Raw genomic sequence first — 24183 nt, 5'->3', positions numbered from 1 at the left:
AACTCGGGAAAGGAACGTAGGTGCCGCGTCGGGTAAGGTCAAGATATCTGGGCGCGGGTCAGCGATTGCGTCACAAGATCGTGTGGCAGCCACATCAACGCGGCCGTCCGCGTCCACAGGATGGTGGTACGGATGGTTTTGTCCGGGTAAATCTGGCTTAACGCCTGCGCGTAGGCCCCCATCTGTCGCAACAGACCTTCGGGGCAGGCTTCAGTCTCGTCGGGCACCGTGGCATTTGTTTTAAAATCAACCACATGCACCTCGGTATCCGTTATGATCAGCCGGTCGATGATGCCATGCATCCGCCGCCCGTTCAGTTCGGCTGAAACGGAGACCTCGGCCAGCGCATCCGGCGCGAAGACTGGTTGCAGATGATCCGCTGTCAGGACCTTGGTGACCTCAGACAACAACTCGGCCCTCGCCTGATCTTGCATATCGGGTAGAAGCCGAGCGCACAGCATAGACCAGTCATCCCGAGGTGCGCCGGGGAGATGTTCCAGCAGCAGGTGCAGACGTGTGCCACGCAGCTTTGCGGCCTCTTCATCCTGCCCCGCATCACCGGGCAGCGCCTTTGCCCCGCCAAGGTCCGAGGGGCTGAGGGTTTCTGGTTCTGAGGGCGGATCCTCGGCGGGATGCTGGAAGTACGCGGGCAGGTCCTGACTTGGCTCGACGTGTTCGCTGCGTTCAACCAGCGGCAACCCCTCCCAATCGCCATGGGCCAGTCGCCGTGTCTGCGATCCCTCTACCTGTGTCGCGCCCGCGCGCACCATTGCGGCCTCGACCATCTGATACCAGCTGGTTCCATCCTTCCCGACATCCCCTGCCGCCGCCACGATCAGCCACTTTTCGGCCCGTGTTAGAGCCACATAGAGCAATCGAAGGCGCTCATTTTCCTCACGGTTTCGGGCCTCCTCACGGGCGGTTGAGATCAGCTTGGGCGAGACATCAGCGGGAACTTTCCACAGGGGTGTCCCATCCGCCACCATGATCTCGGCATCGCGCGGGGCTTGCCGTTTGCCGGTATCCGGCAGGATCACGATCGGCGCTTCCAACCCTTTTGAGCCATGCACGGTCATCACCCGGATCCTGTTTCCCACGCCGCTCATCTGGCGTTTGATCTCCAGATCGTCGGTCTGCATCCAGACCAGAAAACCGGTCAGGCTGGGAATATCGGTTCGCTCATAGGCCAATGCCTGCGAGAGTAGGGCGTTGATCCCATCCTCGGCCTCGGCCCCCAGCCGACCCAGCAGCTTTCGCCGTCCATCATGGCGGGTCAGGATGCGCTCGATCAGGTCATAGGGCCGCAGAAAGTCGATCTGTCCGCGCAGATCGTTGAGGATTGCAAGCGTTTCGGGAAACTCGTCCGAGCGACTGCGCAGCGCGGCCCACAGAAATTTCTCTTGCCGGCGATGGGCCAGATCGAAAAGCGCTTGCTCGGCCCAGCCAAACAGAGGGGATTTCAGGACGGTGGCCAGCGACAGGCTGTCTTCGGGCGTGGCCAGAAAGCTCAGCAACGCCGCCAAATCCTTGACTGCCAGCTCGGCGCCGACTTTCAAACGGTCGGCCCCGGCGATGGGCAGATGCAGGGCTTTGCAGGCGCGGATGATCTCGGCAAACAGGTCCGAGCGGCGCTGGACCAGGATCAGGAAATCCCCCGGCTGAACTTTGCGGCACACGAATGTGCCGGGCGCTTCACCGTCTTCTGGGATCGTAGCCCCGGTGTCGATCATGTGCTTGATCGAGTGTGCCACCTGCTCGGCCAGAATGACGGTGTGATGGCGCGAACCGGGCCGATCTACTGGATCGGTCCAATCGCCATCCTCGTCATCCTCGACCTTTTCCACCACGGGCCAGAGGTCCACGCGTCCCGGCAGGTCTGCCTTGAACGCACGGTGCTGGCTTTCCTTGTGAAACCCGGCCTCGGCCTGGTTTTCGAACAGCAGATCAACCAATGACAGGATCGCGCTGGAGGATCGGAATGAGTATTCAAGCGTCGAATCCCACAGTTTAGAGCCTGATTCTTCCAGCTTTCTCCCAAACTCGGCCTGCATCCGGTCGAAGGCCTGCGGGTCGGCACCCTGAAAGGAATAGATCGACTGTTTCTTGTCGCCGACCACAAAGATTGTGCGTTCAACCTCGGATCGGGCCCCTTCCCCGCTGGTGAATTCTTGCGCCAGCTTCTCGACCACATCCCATTGATCCGGACTGGTGTCCTGCGCCTCGTCCACCAGAATGTGGTCGATGCCGCCGTCCAGCCGGTACAGCACCCATTCGGCCACCGCCGGGTCGTTCAGCACCTGTCGCGCGCGAAGGATCAGATCGTCAAAGTCCAGCCACCCGTGTAGCTGTTTGCGACGTTCATATTCCGGCAGGAAAGCTGCAGCGAAGCGATGCAAAACGGTGGTTTTTTGCGCAGCGACCAGAGCCAGCCGTTGCTCTCGCGCAGCCTCAACCCGCAACATCAGCGATTCCAGCTGTGGCATGCGGTCCGCCAGAGCGCCTTCGCGCAGGGCTTTGGTTGGGAAACCGTTGATCTTGGCGGTGAACGGCTCCTTCGCGCCCTTGCCCGTAAGCAAGACGCCTTCCAGCGTTGGCAGATGGGTCAGTTTTGCCTCGGTGAATGCTGCGAGTTTTGCGGCGGCCTTGGCATTGTTGCCGCCGCTTTCGATCAGTGCAGGCAACATGGATTGAATCAGATCAACCTCACCACCCAGAAACACCTGCCCCGCAAGGGTGTCGTCGTCAAAGCCCTCCGGTAGGCCAAACCGCTGAAGTAGATCCGCACGCTGCAAGGGCTGCGCGAACAGGTTCCGCTTTTGCGTCACCGCCGCGGTCAGCCTGTCAAACCCGGTATCGGTGACGAACCGTGCGATATCCTCGATCAAACCGCCCTGAGGGCCCTCGGCGAAATCCTCGATGATCTCTTCGCGCAGCAATGCGGCGGCGCGGTCCTCCATCTCGGCAAATTGAGGGCTGACACCGGCCTCAAGCGGGAAGCGACGCAGCAGTGAGGCGCAGAAAGAGTGGATGGTCTGGATTTTCAGCCCGCCCGGGGTCTCAATCGCGCGGGCAAAAAGTGTGCGGGCCTGCGCGAGACGGTCCGAGTCGATTGCGCCTTCGACGCCCAGATCTGTCAGTTGCGCCAACAACGGCGCGTCCCCCAACATCGCCCATTCCCCCAGCCGTTTGAACAGCCGGTTCTGCATCTCGCTGGCGGCAGCCTTGGTATAGGTCAGGCAGAGAATGTGCTGCGGCTGCACCCCGCTCAGCAGCAGCCGCGCCACGCGGTCGGTCAGCACGCGGGTCTTGCCCGACCCGGCATTCGCCGCCAACCAGGTCGAGGCATCGGGGCGCGCGGCCTGCACTTGCCGCTCGGTGGCGTCGTTGCGGGCGGTCATGTCAGGTCCTCAGGGAGGGTTTCGGCGGTGCGGTCCCATTCGCCGAACCGGGCCAGATGATCATAGTCACCGATATCAGTGTCCTTGTGCAACATGCGGCGGGATGAGAAGCCCTGATCAGGCTCTAAATATGCGGAAATCAGCTCCTTTAACTCAGCCAACACCTTGTCGGTGGGTTCTTTGGCCAGCGGAGCGGCGACCTCTTTGTAACTGCCGCCCATACCGATGAAGATCGCCTCGGCCACGTCGGTGGGGTCGATCCCTTCGATGGCGCCCTGCTCGGCCATGGCGGCTTCGATCAGCAGCTGTTTGTCAAACTTGGCCTGCTGGCTTTCGGTCGGAGGCGCGCCGGTTTTGTAGTCCACAATCCGCAACGCGCCTCGGCTGTTGCAATCGATCCGGTCGGCACGTCCGACGATGGTGAAATCCAGAGGCTCCAACACCAGCTTCATCGCGGCCTCAAACGCCACCGGGCCACCGTCGCCCCGGCGATTGATCTCGGCACTCAGAAAGTCGTCGGCGATCCGTTCCAACCGTGCCAACCACAGTTTGCGGGCGGTCGGCCATGCGACGTGCGCTTCAAGCAGATCATGCGCGCGTTTCAGGAAGTTCTCGCGGGTCAGCAAAGCGGTATCCAGCACGCTGTCCTTGACGAAATGCTCCAGAATTTCATGAATCACGATCCCGCGCAGCAAGGCATCGGGGGCCTGCACCAGCGGATCGAGCGGTTTCAGGCGCAGCACATGTTTTGCGTAAATCGCATAGGGGTCGCGGATCAGACGTTTGATCTCGGTGACTGAAAGGCGTCGCGGTCGCGCGGTAACCGGAGGTTTGGGCGAGGGGCGATGCGCTGCCTCAATCCGAGGCGCTTGCTCCAGTGTTTTGGCCCAGTTCAGATAGGTCCGCCCCCGCGCGCGCATATCTGATAGCGCTGTCTGGCCGCCTTGGTCGGGCAGGCCCTGCAACAGGTTCGTCAGACGGTTCAGCCAGCGCGAGGGCACGGTTTCCGCGTCGTCTGAGCGGGTGGCGCGGGTCAGCCAGACCTCGGGCGCGCCGATGGCCTGTTGGAAGTCATGCGCCGAAAGCCCAATCCGCCGTTCGGGCAGCAGCAAACCCGCCTTGTCGCGCATCTGGCGGTTCAGCCATGGGTCCGGCGCTGGGGCTTCGGGCCAGCTGCCCTCGTTCAAACCACCGAGGATCAACAGATCCGCACCTTGCACGCGCGCCTCTAGCGTGCCCCAGATCATGATATGCGGGTGCGGGGCGTCGCGGTCGCGGACTTCTTCCCCGGCCAAAAGCGCGCCTAGCAGATCCGCGAAGTCATGTGCGGTCATAGGGCCGCCGTGATGCGCCTCATCCCGAAGATTGGTCAACACCGACAGGGCCTTCAGACCTGCGTTCTTGTCCCACAAGGTGCCTTGATCGCCCGCATGTCCGGCCGAGATCGCCTCAGCCAGAGACAGCAATCGGTCGACCCATTCGGTCAGGGGACGTTCCCCGGTGACTTGCTGATCGCAGAAATGCGCGCTGACCCAGTTCACCCATCCCTCGGGCGCTTCGGTGCGGATCGCGGATGCGGTCAGGCTGGTTTGGTCCGGGAATGGGGGGCCATGGCGGCGCAGGTCCAGTTCCAAATCGCGGGTATGAAGCAGATGAGCCCCGCGTTCACCCCCGTCATGGCAAAGGGGATGTTTCAGAAGCGTCAGCAGCGCCTCACCCTCCAGACGGCGTGCAAACAGGCCCGCGACATGGCGCAGAAACCGGCCGGGCGGAGACAGTTGCAGCGGCAGACCGGCACTATCATCGGGCAGGATGTTCCAGCGATCCAATGCCGCGCTGACCTGCCGGGTCAGCATCCGATCGGGTGTAATCAAAGCGGCGGTCTGGCCCGTCTCAGCCGCCTGCCGTAGGCGAAGCGCGATGGCAAGGGCTTCGGGCCGGGGTGAGTCCGCCTCGACCAGTGTCAGGCCGCGTGTGGCCTGGTCCAACTCGGTCAGCTGTGGGCCTTCGGACATCCACGCGTCGGTGATGGGGGCAGGGCGCAAAGCCAGAGAAACCAACCGGTTACGTGCGGATGAGGGCGGTTGTTCATCCGTCCAGGGCAGGACCTGGTCATGCTCCAACCCAAGCTCTCGCATTAGTTTGCGGAACCGGTACTGCGGGTGATCCTCAGAGGTCAACGCTTCATCCAGACGGTCCCAAACGGCGCGCGGCTGGTCGAAATCATAGCCCGGCAGGATCAAGGCCCCTTGTGGCAGGCGCGCGACGGCTTGCATCAGCATCAGCGTGGTGCCGCGTGATCCCGTCGAGCCGGCCAAAATGACGGGATGTTGCGGCGGAGCCTCCTGCCAGCGGTCGATCAGGTTTTCGACCACACGACGTTGCCGCGCCTGGGCATCCATCGCCTGATCGCTGGCATCGACAAAGTGATCCGCGATGCCGATAAACGCCTGCGCGCGGGCCCAATGGCCGGACACATCGCTGACATCCAGTTGGCGGATCGCGTCGGGGGACACACCCTCGCCCTGCATCTCATCAATCAAGGCGGCGAGACTGTCGGACAGGTCGAACAGCGAGGCCCGTGCGGCCAGATCAGGCTGCTGGTCGAGCAGTTTTGAGATCAGCTGGGTCAGCTCCAACCGTCGTCTCAGCGGGGGTATGGCGGGTGGAATCTGCGCCAGATTGACGCTTTCGCCCAGATCGGTGACCAGAGAAAGCCGAGGCAACAGGCATGGCGGCCCCTGATCGAATAGGTCGCGCACCCGCCGGGCCATGCGGCGTGTGTTGACCACCAATTGCACACGGGCGAGCGCGTGCGGAGGGCCAGAGGAACGCAGTCGTAGCCCGTCAACAAGCGCTTTGGGAAAATCCGTGCCGGGAGGAACGGCGAACACCCTTGGATGAGTTCTGGGGTCAAACATCCGCCAGCATCCCCTCAGCCAGAGCGATCCCTTCGGGGCGTCCGACATCACACCAACGGCCGGGATATCCCAGTGCAAATAGGCGTTTGCGGTCATGCATCTGGTTCCACAACAGGTTCAAGGAGAAGGCCTGCTCCGCGATGTGCTGCAGCCCGTCGGTTTTCAGAATCTGCACGCCGCCATACACCAGACCAGGCCCGCGCGTGATCCGGCCGTCGGCATCAGCGGTAAAATCCCCTTCGCCCGCATGCCCGATGGTTTGACCAATCGGGACGCACATCAAAAGCGCATCCATCCGGTCCGGGTCCCATGCCTCTTGCAGCAGGCTCAGTGGGTTGGGACCAGTCCAGATCACATCGGTGTTCAAAGTGAAAACCGGACCTGTGCCAAGCATAGGCAAAGCCGCCCGCAAACCGCCGCCGGTTTCCAGAATCTCGGGTGTCTCATGCGAAAGCAAGATACCTTTGGGCGCTAGATGCGCCTGCAACTGATCGGCGTGATAGTGGAGGTTTGCAACCACACGGGACGGATGAACGGCATCCACCAGCGCAAGCGCATGGTCGATCAGCGGGCGCCCGGCGACCTCGATCAGAGGTTTAGGCCGGTCCTTGGTCAGCGCACCCATTCGGGTGCCGAACCCGGCGGCAAACAGCATCACGGCATCGGGGGATTGGCTCATGACGCTTTCAGCCTTGCGAGGTTTTCTGCGGTTGGTTCAGGCAGGGCGTCGCGCAGGATGTTGGCAACCGGGATCAGCGCGGGATGCTCCAGATCGCGCATCAGATGCGCCCATGTGGCGGGGATCAGATCGACGTAATGTGGCTTGCCATAATCCGTGGCCAGCCGGGCAAAAACACCCAGAATACGCAGGTTTCGTTGCGCGCCGAGAACGCTGTAGGCGGTGCGGAAGTCATGGTCATCCATACCAGAGGCCGCGATATAGCGATTGACCATCTGCATTTCGATCCCGGTCGGAACGGTCCGGCGCACATCCTGCAAGAGCGAGACCAGATCGTAAGCCGGGTGCCCCAGCATCGCCAGTTGGAAGTCCAGGAGCCCGACGCGCTGCACGCCTTCACGTTCCGGCAGCCAGATCAGGTTTTCGGCGTGGTAGTCCCGCTGCACGACGACTTTGGTGCCCGAGGTCTCCTGCAGCAGGATATCAGCAAAGCGTAGCTCGAACCTCTCCTGCGCGTCTTCATCGAGGTCGCCCAGAATGGCGTGTGCGTATTTGGTGAAGGCCAGAGCGGCCAGCTCGGTCATCAAAGTGGGGTCGTATGAGGGCAGGGACAGGATCGGGGCCTCATGCAAGTGCAGAAGAACATCCGTCGCTGCCTCATATAGGAGGCGTTCCTGGCTCGGGTCCTTGGTCAGAACGCGTGAAAACAGATCATCGCCCAGATCCTCCAGCACCAGAAACCCGTTCTGATTATCCTCGGCGTAAATCTCGGGCGCGCTCAGGCCCACCGCGCGCAGATGGTTCGCGATCCGGACGAAGGGTTCGACATCCTCTCCGCGATCCGGCGGGGCGTCCATCAGAACCGCTGTGCGACCCGTCGCCGGATCTGTCAGACGTTCATACCTGCGGTTCGAGGCATCCCCGGCCAGAGGCGCGCGCGTAGCATTGGCCCATGGCGTCTGTGCAATCAGGGCCTCGGCCAGCACAGTACGATCAGTCATAGAGCATTCTCCAGTTTTCCAAGCCATTTCGGATCAGACCAAGACAGGGTCAGGTGGCGCGTCTCGGTTTCAACCGGGTCGGTTTGGAAGGCAAGCGTCAATGCAGTGTCGGGGGCCAGCGGCCCAAGTTTGTCGGGCCATTCCACAAGACATAGCGCAGTGTCGAAGGCTTCGGTCAGGCCCAGCTCGTCAACCTCATCTACCGAGGTCAGCCGGTAGAGGTCACAATGCCAAATCTCGCCGATCTGCGTGTCATAGGCCTGCACCAGTGTGAAGGTGGGCGAGGGCACATCCTCGGGCGGGTTCATCAGTGATTGGATGAGACTACGGGCAAAGTGGGTCTTGCCGCTGCCGATCTCACCTTGCAACAGCAACACATCCGCAGGTCTCAGGGTCGCGCCAAGACGCGCCGCAAAATCTGCGGTGTCCTGAGGGCTTTGCAGGGTGAGGGTAGCAGGTGCCGAAGTCATGGCGCCACAATGGACCTGCGCCCCAGCGGCTGCAACCCGGTTCAGGCGCTGATCTGGGCCATGGGTTCGGCGGTCAGAGAATTGCTTGCCGTCGCAAAGCGCACGATCGTGGCACCGTTCTGCATGGGCATGACGGTACAGTCCAGCGCGGTGCCGTCGCGCATCCGGATCTCGGCGCTCCATTCGGTGCGGTCATCGCGCATATCCACGAAATCGCGGATCTCACCCAGGAACGGAGTGACGACGCAATGATCCTGCCAGATGCGTGTGACCTCGGTCACCGTTTCACTGTGAAATCCGGCCTCGTCCTGCGTTCCCCAGAGCCGCTGGTAGGCATAGTTGGTCAAGGCCAATGTGCCGTCTTCGGAAAAGACCGCGATTGCGTCGGCCAGCTTGTCGAGGATGGATTGCATCAGGTCCATCTCGGACCGGAAGCGCCGGGTCAGGGTGATCTCGGCGGTGATGTCTTCGAACAGAAACGCCACGGCGCCATCGGGATGCGGGCGGCCACTGACCGAATAGACCGAGCCCGAGGGCAGGGACCATGTCTCCTGATAATTCCCGTCTTCAGCCGCCTCGAGCAGATCGTTCATCTGATTGCGCCACGACCGGTAGTTCTTGGGTTCGGGCATCATGTGCTGATCCCGCAGCCGGTCAAAAAAGCTGGAGATATTGGGACGGCAGCTGAGGAAGTCCGGCGGCAGAGTGGTCAGGTCGATTAGCGCGGGGTTGAACAGGGCCAGTTGACGGTTGCGGTCGAAAATAGCCAAGCCGATCGACAGCTGCGCAAAGGTCTTGGTCATCGTCTGCACGAATTTGCGCTGGGCGGTTTCGGCTTGCACAATCGCATTGATATCAACCGCATAGAACAGGCGGCCTTCCGTGTGATCCACCTGAGTAAGGTCGAACCACAATTTGCTGTCGCTTCCGGCCACGTCGATCGAGACGCGGGATTTCCCGCCGCGTAGCGGCTCGGCCCCGATGTCCGGGAACAGCGATAGGGTCAAGTCAACATCCAGCCCGCGCGCCTTGCGAACAAGGGCGACATAGGCCGCGTTGCACCAGCGCACGCTTGCGTTCTGATCCAGCAGCCAGACCGGATAGGGTGCCTGATCCATCGCCAGTCGGATCGGATCATTCGGATCCCGAAGCTTGGTTTTCTTTTCTCTTGCCGGTTCGTGCAGTTGAATCCGAACGATCCCGTCGATCCATTCGCACAGAACCTCACGCTCAACCGTGCAGTCGATGGCTGAGACAACCAGATTGCCCTGATCGCGCACGATTTCGGGCGTTTCCGGGAAGGTCGGAAAGTCGCGCTGCAGCAAGCGTCGCAAATCGTTCCAGTCCGCGACATGTTCGAAACCTGCAAGCGCTATATCAGAGTGGCTGATCAGGCGGTTGCCATCGAACAGAAAAACGGCGTCGAACAGGGAGCTTGCGGTGAACATGCCATAGCTGTTGTCCCGCCGGGCACGACGCGGCAGCAGCCACATGACCGCAAAACAGCACGAGACCAAGCTGATCGCGGCCAGAATGACCCAGTCTGCCATCTTCTTCCCTTACGACTACGGAACCCCGACGCAAACTATGGCAAAAATGGTTAACGGTGTCTTAACTCAGACCTGGATAGGCTGGTTGCGCCCGGATGGTACCGGGGTATCGCCCTGTTGCGCGTCGATGCGTTTGCGCGGCCATTCGACCTTGACGATAGCACCCCGGCGGTCAGGCTTGTCCGAGAGGTGCTGATACGGGTCCGAGCCGTTGGCAAATTCCAGATCCGCCCCGCTGCGCTCCAATAGGGTTTTGGCGATGAACAGGCCAAGCCCCATACCTTCGTACTCAGGGCGCGCGCGCTGGTCGGTCTCGGCCCGTCTACGCCGCATCAAGGGATCACCAATCCGCCCGATCAGATGCGAGGGATAACCACGCCCGTCATCCATGATACAGACGGTGATCTTGTCCGAGGTCCACTCCGCCTCGACCCAGACGTTCGCGCGGGAGAAATCCACCGCATTCTGGATCAGGTTGCGCAGCCCGTGAATGATCTCGGGTTTGCGCAGGATTGAGGGTTGCTGCACATCGCCATCCAGCACCGGGCCTTCGGCAAAATGTACGGTTTTGCCCCGGTCTATATGCGGCTCAGCCGCTTCATGGACCACCGTGGACAAGGGCGCTTGACGCAGATGCAGATCGTCTTTGCCGGCACGCCCCATGTCGCGCAGGATGTCCCGGCATCTGTCCGCTTGCTCACGAATCAGGGCGGCGTCTTCCTTCAGTTCTGGGCGGTCGTCGAGTTCTTCAATCAACTCGGAGCTGGCGAGCTTGATCGTCGCCAGAGGGGTCCCCAGCTCATGCGCGGCGGCGGCGACAACTCCTCCCAGATCGGTCAGCTTCTGTTCGCGCGCCAGCGCCATATGCGTGGCCGCCAGCGCCTCGGACATCGAGCGCGCCTCGGAGCTGACCCGGTGCGAGTAGGCCCCGATAAAGACAATGGCGATGATGATCGCGGCCCAGTTGCCGAACAGAAGAATGTCGGGGATTTGCAGGACCAGGCCAATCTCGGTCCGCAGGGGCAGGTGAAACTCAGCCAAAAGCGTGGCCAGCGCAATTGCCACGGCCCCCACGATCAACGTTGAACGGGTACTCATGACGTTGGCCGAGATCGTGACCGGACCCAGCAGCAGCAGGGCAAATGGATTGTTCAAACCACCGGTCAGATACAGCAGGATCGCCAGTTGAAACAGGTCGAACAGCACCATCAGGAAGTTCTGAAACTCGGTCAGTCGTTTGTTTTGCGGGAACAGGAAGCTGGCAGTCAGGTTGCCGATCACCGAAACGCCGATCGCCAGATAACACAGGGTGACCTCAAGCTGCACATGATAGCTGTGCTGAGCCACCGTAATAGCCGTGATCTGGCCAAAGATGGCCACCCAGCGCAGTAGGATAAGGGTGCGCAGCCTGATCCAGCTGCTTCGTTCCTGACCGCCCCATAAACTCTGGTTGGATTCTGCCATTGGTCACTTATGTCCTGTTGCATCGGCTGATCATCTTGATAGGTGTCCCGGCTGATACGATCAACAACCCCTTGCACACGGAAAACGATCATGACCCGCCTGTTTGCTATTCTCGCAGCTGTCGTTCTTGCTATCGGCCTTGGCGCCATGTGGCTTTTGACAATGGGGTCCGGGTCAGATGACAAATACGCCCAATGCCGGTCCAGCCAGATCGCGGGCGGAACGGCGGCGATTGGCGGTCCGTTCGAACTGGTCAATGGTAAAGGCGAGACGGTCACTGACAAGGATGTGATCACCGAGCCGACGCTCGTCTATTTCGGCTATACGTTCTGCCCTGATGTCTGCCCGTTTGACATGTCCCGCAATGCCGAGGCCGTGGACATTCTGGCCGAGCGTGGACAATCCGTGACACCGCTGTTCATCTCCATTGACCCCGATCGCGACACGCCCGAAGTGGTCGGAGACTACGCCTTCAACCTGCATGAACGCCTGATCGCCCTGACCGGCTCACCCGAGCAAGTCAAGGCCGCCAGCCAGGCCTATAAAACCTACTACAAGGCCCATGACAAAAGCGACGAATACTATCTGGTCGATCATTCCACCTTCACCTATCTGGTCACACCCGAAGATGGGTTTCTCGAGTTCTTCAAACGTGAAGACACAGCGCAGCAAATGGCTGACAAGGTCGGCTGCTTTTTGGACCAAGCCGGCTCCTGACAAGCCGGTTTGACCTTTGGCCCCGCGCTGCTATTACTTCTAGGTAAAGCCAAAGGCATGAAATAGCGGAAAGACTCAACGATGGCAGACAGTTCCCAGCTTGATATCGGCCCCGATAAATCTCTGCTTCTGGTGGATGATGACGAGCCGTTCCTGAGACGCCTCGCCAAAGCCATGGAAAAACGCGGTTTCGAAGTTGAAACTGCAGGTTCTGTCGCTGCTGGCCGCGCCATTTCCACCGCGCGTCCACCGGCTTATGCAGTTGTGGATTTGCGGCTAGAGGATGGCAACGGTCTGGACGTCGTCGAAGTGCTGCGCGAAAAGCGCCCTGACAGCCGGGTCGTGGTGCTGACCGGCTACGGGGCCATCGCCACAGCCGTCGCCGCCGTCAAAATCGGCGCGACCGACTACCTGTCCAAACCTGCTGATGCCACAGACATCACTAACGCGCTGCTGGCCAAGGGCGACGAACTGCCGCCGCCACCTGAAAACCCGATGAGCGCGGACCGCGTGCGCTGGGAACATATCCAGCGGGTCTATGAGCTGTGTGATCGCAACGTCTCGGAAACCGCACGGCGGCTGAACATGCACCGTCGGACGTTGCAGCGAATTTTGGCGAAGCGAAGCCCGCGGTAAAAATCAGAGCCTTCACTAGTCTGTTGAGAGGGTAGTCTTTCGGGCTACTCGCCAGACTTCGGATAGATGAACCCGTTCACCGGGTACAAACTGCCGTATTGCCCCGGAACGCTCTCGACCCGGACCAGTGTCCAGTCATTGTTCTTGGAGACATCTTTCACGCCCATTTTCAATGACACTTTGTTGCGGTGCCAATTGGCGTGGTTCACGATGACGACCCGGTCGCTAACAACATCGGACACGACCGCCACATGGCCCAAAGGCATCCCGCGCGTTGCCCGAAACGACATGACCGAACCGACAGCCGGTTCGTTGCCTCGCTCAAACGCACTGCGCGCTTTGCCCCACCAGTCCTTGGCATTGCCGCGAATTTGGATACCGCTGAGGCTACGTGCGTAGGGCACGCACCATACCCTTTGTCCCCGAGCCTGCTTTTGCGAGACCTCTTGCAGGGCCATTGACTGACGTTCCGGATCAAGTTGCGCGTCGGTCGGGCCGTGGGCGCAAGCGGAAACCAGACTCAAAAGTCCCACCGCAACTGCGGTTCGCGCGCCGCCGGATAGGCGCGGCCAACTGGTGTCCATTTTGCGTTTGCCCGTATTCAAGAATCTTCACTGCCCATTTTGAAGACACGCAAGTTTTAGGGTGACCTGATGTGTTGTGAAAAGAGGCTTGTCAGCGTGCGGCAAGATTTCGCCGGTTCTCTGCTATAACGTTAAGACAAAATGGTGAGATTTTAGGCGAATCTGCAACCGAAGTTTTGATCACTGGACGTTGCTTGAACGTGCACCGCCGGACACTGCGGCTGGTTTTGGCGAAGCGCAACTCGCGCTAGTGTTTGCAACTTGGACTTGCTGTCAGTCTGCGAGCTTTCTTGATTGCGACATACGGGTTACTCCATTGCCTGTTCATTTAAGTAGCAGACAACCAACCCCGCCAGACCTATGAAGAACCCCCAATTGCCTGCCGTTTCAAATACATATGCCAGCCTATGCGGCGGAAAGCAGTCCTTGCCGCAGCGCAAAGCGATTCCGGCCCAGACTAGCCAATTGCTCGAGTAAACCACGAAGCCAAAGAAAAAGGCAGCAAAGAGCGGTAGCAGGGGTCTGTTCTTGCATCGCGCAGAGTAAGCTTTGGCTCCGATCCAAATAGTCAAGAACAGATACGGCCACACCCAAATGGTGATCGCTGTAACTGCCATCGACCATCGCTCTGCGTTTGAGTCCACATAGCACTTGGTGCAGCCATCAAACAGAACAGCTGAAATGATAAAGCAACAGAAATTCAACGCTATGAAGGACCAGTAGACTAAGAGGCGTCGAACTAAAGCCAGCATTCTCCAACTTTCTACTTAGCCTTCAATCAGCAAAACAAATTGAGTAATTCGCAATGCCGCTCAGTATAGGCCTTTCGCACGTCCACGGGCGGCCTTAGCCTGATCTCCAACCCCTCCATCACCGTTCGATCCGGGCGGCCAAAGAACTTCGTCGCCTCAGCCTCGGAAAAACCTGCGATCTGAGTGGCTTCCATCCAGGCGCTGATCTTGTCGGCTTTCTTGATCTGCCGTTTTACCGATTTCGGCACCTCGGCAGGAAGTCCAAAGCGAATATGGATCGCTGCCGCCAGACGGTCATCTAGCGCGCCATAGCCCGGGCCTACTGCGGATTTGACGGGGGAAATCATGTCTCCGATCACGTATTCCGGCGCGTCGTGCAGCAAAGCTGCCAGCCGCCATTTCACGGGCGCTTTGGGTGCAATACGGCCAAAAAGGTCTTCGACCAAAAGTGAATGCTCGGCCACAGAATAGGCGAAATCGCCGGCCGTTTGCCCGTTCCAACGCGCCACAAAGGCCAGGCCATGGGCGATATCCTCGATCTCGATATCGACAGGGGTCGGATCCAGCAGGTCTAGCCTGCGGCCCGACAGCATCCTCTGCCATGCGCGGGGTTGTGTTGCCATTCTGCCATGCCTTGTGAAGTGGGACACAATAAAACCAAATTGTTTCTGCTATGATGTACCTGTCAGGATCACCAGCTGCCAACGTTTTCTTGAGCATTCGTGCTTTGAAACCACACCAACTGATCCCGACATTTAAACCGAGGGGGGCACTGGCTTCTCCCGGTGCGCTCCTCTCACAAAGTGAAACGAAAGGAGTTTGCTATGTTCAAACGTATATTTGCAGTCGCCCTGACCTTTGGCATGGCCGCCACGGCCCCGCCCGCCTTTGCCCAGAATTGTGCAGAGCGCGAGCATGTTGTTGATAAGCTGCAGAAAAGCTACTCGGAAGAGCTGGTTTTTGGGGGTTTGCAGAAAACACGCGGCGCGCAGTCGGTCATGGAGGTCTGGACCTCACGAGAAACGGGTAGCTACACCGTTTTGGTGACCCATGCGAACGGCTTAAGTTGTATTGTCGCTGTTGGCACCGATTTTTTCGAAGCGATTCCGAAGGTCAAGGTTGACGGCACGCCCAGCTGATTTTTGCGGCGCAAAATCCCGTTTTCGGTCATCCACATTGCCACCTGCCCCAAGGGATGTTAGGGGCAGCCGGAACTGTGATTGACCGCAAAAATGGAGCGCCTGATGGCCGGGGACTATATCGTCAAAGACATTTCGCTGGCCGGGTTTGGCCGCAAGGAACTGGATATCGCCGAAACTGAAATGCCGGGCCTGATGGCCCTGCGTTCGGAATATGGTGAAAGCAAGCCTCTGAGCGGTGCGCGGATCGTTGGGTCGTTGCACATGACCATCCAGACCGCCGTTCTGATCGAAACGCTGGTTGCCCTGGGCGCGGATGTGCGCTGGGCGTCGTGCAACATCTTCTCGACCCAGGACCACGCAGCCGCTGCGATTGCCGAGGCGGGTATCCCTGTCTTTGCCATCAAAGGCCAGACGCTGGAAGAGCATTGGGACTACTTGGACAAATCCTTCCTGTTCGAAGATGGCCCTAACATGATCCTGGACGATGGCGGCGACGCGACGCTGTATATCCTGCTGGGCGCCCGTGCCGAAGCGGGTGAAGACATTATCCCTGTTCCGGGTTCGGAAGAGGAAGAGGTGATCAAGAAGCAGATCGCCAAGCGTATGGCGGCTAGCCCGGGTTGGTTCACCAAGATGCGCGACCAGATTCAGGGCGTGTCCGAGGAAACCACCACCGGTGTGAACCGTCTGTATCAGCTGGTAAAAGACGGCCATCTGCCGTTCCCGGCGATCAACGTGAACGACTCTGTCACCAAGTCGAAGTTTGACAACAAATATGGCTGTAAGGAATCCTTGGTTGATGGCATTCGCCGCGCCACCGACACCATGATGGCCGGTAAGGTTGCCGTGGTCTGCGGTTACGGCGACGTAGGCAAAGGCTCGGCTGCCTCGCTGCGCGGTGCCGGTGCCCGCGTGAAAGTGACTGAGGTTGACCCAATCTGCGCCCTTCAGGCCGCGATGGACGGGTTCGAAGTCACCCTACTGGAAGACGAAGTTGCCAGCGCGGATATCTTCATCACCACCACCGGCAACAAGGACGTGATCCGTATCGAGCATATGCGCGCGATGAAGGACATGGCCATCGTCGGCAACATCGGCCACTTCGACAACGAAATTCAGGTGGCCAGCCTGAAGAACCACAAGTGGACCAACATCAAGGAACAGGTGGATATGATCGAGATGCCCTCGGGCAACCGTATCATTCTGCTGTCCGAAGGTCGTCTGCTGAACCTCGGCAATGCCACCGGTCACCCGTCCTTCGTGATGTCGGCCTCCTTCACCAACCAGGTTCTGGCGCAGATCGAGTTGTTCACCAAGGGTGACCAGTACGAAAACAAGGTCTACATCCTGCCCAAGCATCTGGATGAGAAAGTGGCCCGCCTGCATCTGGATCGTATCGGCGTGAAGCTGACCAAGATGGACAACGAACAAGCGGCCTATATCGGTGTTGCGCCGGAAGGCCCCTACAAGCCCGAGCACTACCGCTACTGATCGCGGATCGGGTATGACCAAACATTCAGGACGCCGCCGGATCTTTTATCTGGCGGCGTCTTTCTTTTCGATCATCGTATTTCTATTTCTTGTTGGGTCGGTCGGGTATGTGTTGCTGTCGCATCCCAAGTCACCGCTGCCCGACCACTGGAACCCCCTGCGGGATTTGACCCTGACTGCACCGGTCACACCCGTTACCAAGTATCAGTTGAACCGGGCATTGGCGGATGAGGCGCAATGCCGGGCGACGCTGTCTGAGGCCGGTGTTGCGTTCTCAGAGATGGTGGATCTGGTTGTTGACCAGAACTGCGGCATCTCCGGGCGGGGTGAGCTGTCCCGCTTGGTCAGTGCCCGGATGAGCGCGGTCGAGACCCGCTGTACAACGGCCCTGCGTTTGGCGATGTGGGAGCATCACGTGGTTCAACCCGCCGCGCAGGACCTGTTGGATACTCAAGTGCGCGCCCTGCGGCATCTGGGTAGCTACAATTGCCGCCAGATGCGGACCGCGCAGGGTGAAAACAGCGGCTGGAGCAGCCATGCAACGGCGGATTCGATTGATATCAACGGGGTGGAACTGGCGGATGGGCGGAGGCTCAGCTTGTTGCAGGATTGGTCCGTGCCTGGACCTGAGGCTGCGTTTTTGCAGCGGATCGGGCAGGGGGCCTGTGACTGGTTCCGCTTGGTTTTGGGCCCCAATTTCAACCGACTGCACGCCGATCATTTTCACCTGCAAGGCCCCGGCTGGGGCTATTGCAGATAAGTTTCCCGACCCCGCAGAACAGGGCCGGGCCAAGATCAGCGCCCGCTGACCGCGTCCGCCAGCGATTTAAACCGGACGATCTTGTAGATCCCCTTGGAGGCATCCTCGCCGTTGTTCAGAACGGGTGAGCGGTGCAACTCGTTAATCGTGGCATAGACATACCCATCCGCACCGATCGAGAAACCGTCCGGCCACGGCAACTCATCATCCGACTTGAACAGCACCTCGTAGCTGCCATCCGGTTTGGTGACACCCAGCGCGTTGTCCGTCATCGCAGTGATATAGACATTGCCGCCGGCATCGACGGTCGAGCCGTCCGAGATCGGTTTGTCGCCATAACGTTCCACCTGCGCCTCAAGATCGGCATCCGATAGGCTTTCATCCAGCAATGCCGCCGTGGGGATACGGTACATCGCGCTTGCCGTCATCGGCGCGAAATAGACCCACGTATTGGTCGGATCGACGGTGATCGGGTTGATGCCGATTTTGGCCGGATTGCCACCCAGTGTAATCTCGCGCCCGTCAATCACCATCGGGGTATCCTCGGGGATCGTGTATTGCGAACCCTCCAGAACGCGCCGCGCGCGGCCCGTGTCAAGATCAACCACGATAATGGCCGAGTTCTGACCGTCGCCCGTATCCGAGATGTAAATCGCCCCATGATCGCGGTCCACGGCAAGGTCGTTCAGGAACGAAGTTGGCCGTGCCACAGGGGCGCCGATATAGTGGATCGCGTGCAGCGTTTCGGTCTTGGTGTCCCAACCGACAATGCGCCCGGTCTGGTTTTCACCCTGACCGTCCAGCATCCACAGGATACCATCGCGATCCGCCCGGAGGCCCAAAACGCCGTTCAAACCATCCGCATCGTCTTGCGGAGCGCGGGCCCAGTCCTCGGTCGGGTAGGGCTCGGCTGATCCGTCGGGCATTACTTCGACCACGCGCAACTCGGGCCCGTAGAATTCATGCACCGACATGAACATGCGCCCATCGGGTCCAATCGCCAGATTGCCCGGAGGCATGGCCTTCTCGAACTCAAGATACGTTTCCAATTCGGCTGCCGCCGCGGGCAAAGCCAGCGCCAAGGCGCATGTAGCTGCATAGAGCGATTTCATCGGGTCCTCCTCTGATGTGCCCGATCAGATACCATTTGAAATTTTCGCGGATAACTGGCTCAATTTCGAAACCAGTGTTAGGAATTTTCGAATGTACCATGTGAACGATCTTCTGACCTTTGTCTCCGTCGCCAAAACCGGAGGGGTCGGATCGGCTGCAAAGGCGCTGGGCATTTCGGCAGCAACGGTCAGCCATCGGATCGGGAAGTTAGAAGAGGTGCTGAACCTCAAACTCTTTCACCGCAACAGCCGCCGGGTGCAGCTGACCAATGAAGGCCTGATCTTTCTGGATCGGATCGAGCCTGTGCTGTCCGATTTGCGTGAGGCCGAGTTGGAGGCCGGAAGCGGCAAGGGGGCGATGCGCGGCCATCTGCGTGTAACCCTGTCACCGTGGATCCTTTCCCGGTTCATCATGCCGTTGATGGACAGTTTCCAAGAGGACCATCCGGATATGACGATCGAGTTTCTCGCGGTCGACCGCTATGTCTCTCTGGTCGATGAGGGCGTTGATTGCGCCATTCGCGTCGGACAGTTGGCCGACAGTAACCTAAAAGCGCGCAAGCTTTGCAACAATGACCGGATCATCTGCGCCGCGCCGGGTTTCATTGCACGATACGAGATGCCCAAATCCGTCGAAGACCTGCGCAAGATGCGTTGGGCGTGTTTGCCCTGGCAGACGCGGTTCGACACCCATGAGGGGCAACTGTCCGTCACGCGACGTATTGCCGTTTCCAACTCGGACATGTTGACCGAAGCCGCAGTGCAGGGGCTGGGGCTGGCGGTCAAATCCCGTCTGGCCGTTCAGCGAGAGCTGCAGCAGGGTACGCTGGTCGAGGTTTTGCCCGGTGTTTTGAAATCCCCCTCTGCACCGATTGCCTTCGTTCACGCGGGCAGCAGCACGCCGGGGCGCAAGGTTCGCGTGTTTTCGGACCTAGCAGATCGCGCCTTTCAAGGCGCGCGGCAAAGGCGCTCCTCCGCTTAGGGGGAAAGCGCGGAATTTTTCCCTTTGTGGGAAAAGGAGGAATGGCTAGGCTTCCGACACCTGTTTTTAGGATTTGAGTAACCGCAGCCAGGACTGCTGATAGGGAGACTGTTTTATGGGAAAACGCGACGATCTGATCGCCAAATACGCCGATGATCTGAAAAACAAATGCGGCATGGATGCCGATATGGACCTGCTGACCAAGGTCACCATCGGGTGCGGTCCGGCGATCTATGACGCCGACGCGTCGACCGTGGCAGCCAGCCAGGACGGAGAGCTGGAGACCGTCAAAAACAACTTCCTCATCAAAAAGCTGGGTCTGGCCGACGGGCCTGAGCTGATGGAGGCCATCAACTCGGTTCTGGAAACCTATGGCATGTCCGAGCGCAACAAGTACCGCGCCGTGGTCTACTACATGCTGACCAAGCATTTCGGCAAAGAATCCGTTTACGGCTAAACGTAACGTTTTCCACCCAAACGCCCGCCTCCCCATCGGCGGGCGTTTTTGTTTTGAGTTATATTTTACGGATTTGGTATTTGAAGCGGCCTGAGAAAACAGGCTATGCTCCTAATGTGGCCAGGACGGTCAGAACCAAAAGATTCCAATACGCGTGTGGTGAGTAGGGAGCACGTGGGGTAGGGAAGGTTCTGCACCGCGCAGGGCCTTCCCTCTGTTTTAGTCGGCCTCAGTCGAGCCCAACGCGCAAATCACCTGCCATTCCGCCTCGGTGACCGGCTGCACCGACAGGCGAGAGTTTTTGACCAGCACCATTTCACCCAGACGTTCATCCGCTTTGATCTGATCCAGCGTGACGTGAACTTCAAACGGCCTTACCGCCTTGATGTCCACGCATTCCCAGCGTTCATCATCGGTGGTGCTGTCGGGATGGGCTTCGGCACAGACCTCAACGATGCCGACGATCGCCTTGTCCTTTTGCGAATGATAAAAGAAGCCGCGATCACCGATAGCCATTTGCCGCATGAAATTGCGCGCCTGATAGTTGCGCACGCCGTCCCATTCTTCGCCTGCCTCGCCCTTGGCAACCTGCTGATCCCAGCTCCAGGTCGAAGGCTCGGATTTGAACAGCCAGTACGCCATCAGCCAATCACCTTTTTCCACGGGATCAATTCGACTGACTGGAATAGGCCTGCCTTGGCATAGGGGTCATTGTCGGCCCAGCTTTGCGCTGCGGCCAGATCTTCGACTTCGAGAATAACCAGCGAGCCGATCATCGCGTCTCCGTCCAGCAAAGGGCCGGCTTGAGACACTACGCCGGTTTCTTCGATATAGGCCAAATGGGCCGCGCGGTTGTCCAGACGGGTTTGCAGCGCGCCGGGTTTGTCACGGGCGATGAGGGCGATGAGCATGCTATTCCTCCTTGAGGGGTCGGTTGAGCAGGGTTTCGATGGCTTGAGCAACACTGTAGGCGCCTTGGCTCAGGTCGGCCACAGTGGCGCTGATGGGCATGTCCAGACCTTCGGCCTTGGCGATATCGGCCATGGCACGGGCGGTGGCGACGCCTTCGACGGTTGTTGTGGTGTCGAAGGGTTCACTTCGACCCAAACACAGGCCAAAACGGTAATTTCGGGACAGCTCGGACGAACAGGTCAACACCAGATCGCCCAGTCCAGAGAGCCCCATCAGCGTCTCCGGCTGTGCGCCACGCATGAGGGCAAAGCGCTGCATCTCAGCGAAGCCGCGCGTCATAAGGGCAGCACGGGCGCTGTCGCCTAGACCGGCCCCGATGGCGGCGCCACATCCGATAGCCATAACGTTTTTCAATGCGCCGCCGAGTTCCGCTCCGATCACATCGGTGGTGCGGTATAGGCGCAGATTGGCGGTGGTCAGCTCGGATTGCAGTGTTTCGAGCAGATCAGCATCCGCGCAGGCCAACGTCAGCGCCGTCGGCAGGCCACGCGCGATGTCATCCGCAAAGCTGGGGCCAGTCAGAAGCGCTGGTCGTGCATCCGGAATGGTTTCGCGGATCACGGAAATCGGACCGAGGCCCGAGGACAGTTCAATCCCCTTGCAGCACGCAACCAGCGTTTTCCCAGCCAGCGCCGCTGCGTGTTCTTGCAGCGCGCTACGCAACTGTTGCATCGGCACAGACACCAGAAGGACATCGTTTGCCGCCGCTGCTTCGATATCAGGAGTCACGGTGATAGCATCGGGCAAGGCGACATCGGGCAATCGGCTCTTGTTGATCCGACTATCTTGCATGGCTTTCGCCTGCTCGGCGCTGCGCGACCACAGGGTGACCGGCACGTTACCCGCTAAAGAGATCGCCAGAGCCGTACCGAACGCTCCTGATCCCAAAACCGAAACACTCATGCCTTTGCGCCCTTTTTACCGCTACCCAGCATGGCGGGGCTGGTCTGATCCAAAGGCCAGCGGGGGCGTGCGGTTAAATCCAAACCGTCGCGCGCGCCGGTGCGAAAACGTTCCATCCCCGCATAGGCGATCATGGCGGCATTGTCGGTGCAAAGTGCAAGGGGTGGGGCCGTGAAGCGCGCGCCTTTTTCGGCACATACAGACTCTAACGCGGCGCGAATGGCCGAATTGGCAGCCACACCGCCCGCGACGGCAATGACCGGATCCGAGGGGGTCTCGGCCAGATACAGATCCATCGCGCGTCGTGTTTTCTCGGCCAAAGTATCCACGACAGCCTGCTGAAACCCGGCACATAGATCGGCGCGATCCCGACGGGTTAGGCCGGTTTTTTCCGCAACGATCTGATCACGCATCCGCATCAACGCGGTTTTCAGCCCCGAGAAGGACAGGTCACATCCGGGCCGGTCCAGCAACGGCCGCGGAAAGCGGAACCGTTTGGGATCGCCTTGGCGCGCCTCAGCCTCGACCGAGGGCCCACCGGGTTGCGGCAGGCCCAGAAGACGGGCGGTTTTGTCAAAAGCCTCGCCGGGGGCATCGTCGATAGTGCCGCCCAGTCGGGTGAACTGCTCGGGTCCGTGGGCGATCAAGTATTGGCAGTGCCCGCCCGAGACCAGCAGCATCAGGTACGGAAAGGCTACTCCATCCGTCAGGCGCGGAGTCAGAGCGTGACCGGCCAGATGGTTTACCCCAATCAAGGGCAGGCCGGTCGCCGCACTGATCCCCTTGGCGCACATGACGCCGGACATGACCCCTCCGATCAGGCCGGGCCCAGCGGTGACGGCGATGGCGTCCATATCGGCCAGTGTTAGCCCCGAATCCTCTAACGCTTGAACAACGCAGCTATCCAGTTTCTCGGCATGGGCGCGCGCGGCGATTTCGGGGACGACACCCCCATAAGCGCTGTGCAGCTCGATTTGGCCATGGACAATCGACGACAGCACTTCGGCCCTTTCGCCGTCGGTTTGGCGCACGACGGCGGCGGCTGTGTCATCACAGCTGCTTTCCAATCCAAGGACGGTAAGTGTTTGCACCATTGGCCTGATCCGTTGCATCATGATTGCCAAGCGGGGTACCACCCTGCGCGGACGCAAACAATCCCAAGGCCGAAGGCGCCGATAGTTGTATTTGTTGATGACCCGCCCTCGCGCCGCCTCGGAGAGGTTCGTTGCGCAGCTTCCCACCCGCGTCAGATCGCGTGTTGAGGTCATCCATTCCCCCATTCTGGAAATTAGGCCGCTGGCCGTTCCGATCTGCACGGCTGAGACGCAGGGGCTGATATTCACGTCCTCCAATGCGGTGAATGCGGCAGCCTCGGCGGGTGTGCGCCGGGATTTGCTTGCCTATTGCGTGGGTCCGACCACGACTGCAACCGCCGAAGGCGCGGGCTGGGATGCGCGTATGGTCGGTGGTACGGCGGAAGAGCTTGTGGCCGGTCTTTTGCAAATCAGACCAACCAGCCCGCTGTTGCATCTGCGCGGTGAACACAGCCGGGGCAACATCGCCGAGCGTCTTACCGAGATGGGCGTAACCACGCGCGAACAGGCGGTGTACCAGCAGCTTCTGCTGCCGCTCAGCCCCGAGGCAACGGCTGCATCTGAGGGCGACAGGCCAGTGATTTCGCCTATTTTCTCACCCCGCACCGCGCGACAATTTGCCGACATCTGGGCGGGCACTGCCCCGCTATGGCTGGCCGCAATCAGCGAGGCAACGGCGGAACCCCTTAAATCCTTGGGGTATGAACGTCTGAGGATCGCCAAAGAACCGACGCCTAAGAAGATGCGTAAGGCCGTTAAAAAGCTTGTGAAACACGCGTTGCGGGTTGAGAGAGAGGCGGGTGCAGATTAACTTGGAACAGTCTGTAGTTCTGGTGATTTTAGAATCGATAAGGGGAATTTGACGGTGGCGGGCAAAAAGAAATCCGATCAGGAACCGGTGGAAACCCCGAAAACAGACGATGTGGTCGAAGATGTAAGCGTTGAACCTAGCGGTGAAACTGAAGGGTCGCCTGTTGACGAAGATGCGCCGAATGAGGACCTGATTTCCGAAGCCGAAGCCGAAGCCGAAGCCGAAGCCGAAGCCGAAGCCGAAGCCGAAGCCGAAGCCGAAGCCGAAGCCGAAGCCGAAGCCGAAGC

At 59.7% G+C, this 24183-nt stretch carries 22 protein-coding genes and 1 pseudogene; 9 read left to right on the top strand and 14 right to left on the bottom strand.

Going from position 1 to position 24183, the window contains the following annotated elements; translation table 11 throughout:
• Positions 1 to 38 precede the first annotated feature (38 nt).
• The 7 genes from addA to regB form a co-directional block, all read right to left on the bottom strand.
• Entirely contained in the window at positions 39 to 3398 is a 3360-nt protein-coding gene (gene addA / locus ACXAH8_RS06620) for a double-strand break repair helicase AddA (protein ID WP_475217042.1), read from the bottom strand.
• Positions 3395 to 6319, bottom strand: a complete 2925-nt coding sequence (addB, locus tag ACXAH8_RS06615) for a double-strand break repair protein AddB (RefSeq protein WP_475217040.1) — start codon at positions 6317 to 6319, stop codon at positions 3395 to 3397. The genes addA and addB overlap by 4 nt, the downstream gene beginning before the upstream one ends.
• Positions 6312 to 6998 carry a nucleotidyltransferase family protein gene (locus ACXAH8_RS06610; RefSeq protein WP_475217039.1) on the bottom strand — a complete coding sequence of 229 codons (687 nt, stop codon included), beginning with the start codon at positions 6996 to 6998 and terminating at the stop codon, positions 6312 to 6314. The genes addB and ACXAH8_RS06610 overlap by 8 nt, the downstream gene beginning before the upstream one ends.
• Complete coding sequence (locus ACXAH8_RS06605) at positions 6995 to 7999, bottom strand: aminoglycoside phosphotransferase family protein (protein ID WP_475217038.1); 1005 nt, start codon at positions 7997 to 7999, stop codon at positions 6995 to 6997. Before ACXAH8_RS06605 ends, ACXAH8_RS06610 begins: the two co-directional genes overlap by 4 nt.
• On the bottom strand, positions 7996 to 8469 hold the full coding sequence (gene tsaE, locus ACXAH8_RS06600; protein WP_475217036.1) for a tRNA (adenosine(37)-N6)-threonylcarbamoyltransferase complex ATPase subunit type 1 TsaE: 474 nt from the start codon (positions 8467 to 8469) through the stop codon (positions 7996 to 7998). The genes ACXAH8_RS06605 and tsaE overlap by 4 nt, the downstream gene beginning before the upstream one ends.
• Before the next feature lie 41 nt (positions 8470 to 8510).
• Positions 8511 to 10019, bottom strand: coding sequence for a PAS-domain containing protein (locus ACXAH8_RS06595; RefSeq protein ID WP_475217035.1), 1509 nt, complete (start codon positions 10017 to 10019; stop codon positions 8511 to 8513).
• Positions 10020 to 10085: 66 nt separating this feature from the next.
• Positions 10086 to 11483 (bottom strand): sensor histidine kinase RegB, encoded by a 1398-nt coding sequence (gene regB / locus ACXAH8_RS06590; RefSeq protein WP_170470634.1) that lies wholly within the window; start codon positions 11481 to 11483, stop codon positions 10086 to 10088.
• Positions 11484 to 11573: 90 nt separating this feature from the next.
• Between regB and ACXAH8_RS06585 the strand changes: the two genes are divergently transcribed.
• On the top strand, positions 11574 to 12200 hold the full coding sequence (locus ACXAH8_RS06585) for an SCO family protein (protein ID WP_170689589.1): 627 nt from the start codon (positions 11574 to 11576) through the stop codon (positions 12198 to 12200).
• Between the two features lie 81 nt (positions 12201 to 12281).
• On the top strand, positions 12282 to 12836 hold the full coding sequence (locus tag ACXAH8_RS06580) for an ActR/PrrA/RegA family redox response regulator transcription factor (protein WP_050604676.1): 555 nt from the start codon (positions 12282 to 12284) through the stop codon (positions 12834 to 12836).
• 44 nt (positions 12837 to 12880) lie between these two features.
• Here the strand turns inward: ACXAH8_RS06580 and ACXAH8_RS06575 are convergent, their stop codons facing one another.
• Together ACXAH8_RS06575 and ACXAH8_RS06570 are read right to left on the bottom strand one after the other, a co-directional pair.
• On the bottom strand, positions 12881 to 13420 hold the full coding sequence (locus ACXAH8_RS06575) for a CHAP domain-containing protein (RefSeq protein ID WP_475217033.1): 540 nt from the start codon (positions 13418 to 13420) through the stop codon (positions 12881 to 12883).
• Between the two features lie 778 nt (positions 13421 to 14198).
• Positions 14199 to 14795, bottom strand: a complete 597-nt coding sequence (locus tag ACXAH8_RS06570) for an HD domain-containing protein (RefSeq protein ID WP_475217032.1) — start codon at positions 14793 to 14795, stop codon at positions 14199 to 14201.
• Between the two features lie 201 nt (positions 14796 to 14996).
• On the opposite strand from ACXAH8_RS06570, the gene ACXAH8_RS06565 reads away from it, so the two are divergent.
• The 3 genes from ACXAH8_RS06565 (at position 14997) to ACXAH8_RS06555 (ending at position 17565) form a co-directional block, all read left to right on the top strand.
• A complete protein-coding gene (locus tag ACXAH8_RS06565; RefSeq protein ID WP_170380174.1) occupies positions 14997 to 15311 on the top strand; it encodes a hypothetical protein in 315 nt (104 codons plus the stop codon).
• A gap of 105 nt (positions 15312 to 15416) precedes the next feature.
• Complete coding sequence (gene ahcY, locus ACXAH8_RS06560; protein ID WP_170492011.1) at positions 15417 to 16805, top strand: adenosylhomocysteinase; 1389 nt, start codon at positions 15417 to 15419, stop codon at positions 16803 to 16805.
• A 13-nt stretch (positions 16806 to 16818) separates the two neighbouring features.
• Positions 16819 to 17565 carry an extensin-like domain-containing protein gene (locus ACXAH8_RS06555; protein WP_475217031.1) on the top strand — a complete coding sequence of 249 codons (747 nt, stop codon included), beginning with the start codon at positions 16819 to 16821 and terminating at the stop codon, positions 17563 to 17565.
• Positions 17566 to 17600: 35 nt separating this feature from the next.
• Here ACXAH8_RS06555 and ACXAH8_RS06550 read toward each other — a convergent pair whose 3' ends face one another.
• Positions 17601 to 18677: an L-dopachrome tautomerase-related protein gene (locus ACXAH8_RS06550; RefSeq protein WP_475217029.1), complete on the bottom strand. Its 1077-nt coding sequence runs from the start codon at positions 18675 to 18677 to the stop codon at positions 17601 to 17603.
• A gap of 91 nt (positions 18678 to 18768) precedes the next feature.
• Here ACXAH8_RS06550 and ACXAH8_RS06545 point away from each other — a divergent pair, with 91 nt between their 5' ends.
• On the top strand, positions 18769 to 19659 hold the full coding sequence (locus ACXAH8_RS06545; RefSeq protein ID WP_475217027.1) for a LysR family transcriptional regulator: 891 nt from the start codon (positions 18769 to 18771) through the stop codon (positions 19657 to 19659).
• A 115-nt stretch (positions 19660 to 19774) separates the two neighbouring features.
• Positions 19775 to 20116 (top strand): DUF2853 family protein, encoded by a 342-nt coding sequence (locus ACXAH8_RS06540; protein WP_170380170.1) that lies wholly within the window; start codon positions 19775 to 19777, stop codon positions 20114 to 20116.
• A 219-nt stretch (positions 20117 to 20335) separates the two neighbouring features.
• Here ACXAH8_RS06540 and ACXAH8_RS06535 read toward each other — a convergent pair whose 3' ends face one another.
• The 4 genes from ACXAH8_RS06535 to tsaD are packed head-to-tail and all read right to left on the bottom strand — an operon-like array spanning position 20336 to position 23085.
• Positions 20336 to 20758 carry an EVE domain-containing protein gene (locus ACXAH8_RS06535; RefSeq protein ID WP_170470620.1) on the bottom strand — a complete coding sequence of 141 codons (423 nt, stop codon included), beginning with the start codon at positions 20756 to 20758 and terminating at the stop codon, positions 20336 to 20338.
• A complete protein-coding gene (locus tag ACXAH8_RS06530) occupies positions 20758 to 21027 on the bottom strand; it encodes a YciI family protein (RefSeq protein ID WP_170680538.1) in 270 nt (89 codons plus the stop codon). The genes ACXAH8_RS06535 and ACXAH8_RS06530 overlap by 1 nt, the downstream gene beginning before the upstream one ends.
• Position 21028: 1 nt before the next feature.
• The gene (locus tag ACXAH8_RS06525) at positions 21029 to 21991 is read right to left on the bottom strand and encodes an NAD(P)H-dependent glycerol-3-phosphate dehydrogenase (RefSeq protein WP_475217025.1); all 963 of its coding nucleotides are present in this window, start codon (positions 21989 to 21991) and stop codon (positions 21029 to 21031) included.
• Complete coding sequence (gene tsaD, locus ACXAH8_RS06520; RefSeq protein WP_475217023.1) at positions 21988 to 23085, bottom strand: tRNA (adenosine(37)-N6)-threonylcarbamoyltransferase complex transferase subunit TsaD; 1098 nt, start codon at positions 23083 to 23085, stop codon at positions 21988 to 21990. The genes ACXAH8_RS06525 and tsaD overlap by 4 nt, the downstream gene beginning before the upstream one ends.
• A gap of 97 nt (positions 23086 to 23182) precedes the next feature.
• Here tsaD and ACXAH8_RS06515 point away from each other — a divergent pair, with 97 nt between their 5' ends.
• Together ACXAH8_RS06515 and ACXAH8_RS06510 are read left to right on the top strand one after the other, a co-directional pair.
• A complete protein-coding gene (locus ACXAH8_RS06515; RefSeq protein ID WP_475217021.1) occupies positions 23183 to 23896 on the top strand; it encodes a uroporphyrinogen-III synthase in 714 nt (237 codons plus the stop codon).
• Positions 23897 to 23950: 54 nt separating this feature from the next.
• A pseudogene (locus ACXAH8_RS06510) lies at positions 23951 to 24183 on the top strand (hypothetical protein); the annotation flags it as partial.

This window comes from Ruegeria sp. ABV3_008, from assembly GCF_056161185.1.
Note: the sequence above shows the minus strand (reverse complement) of the source record. Positions and strands in the feature narration are given on the sequence as shown.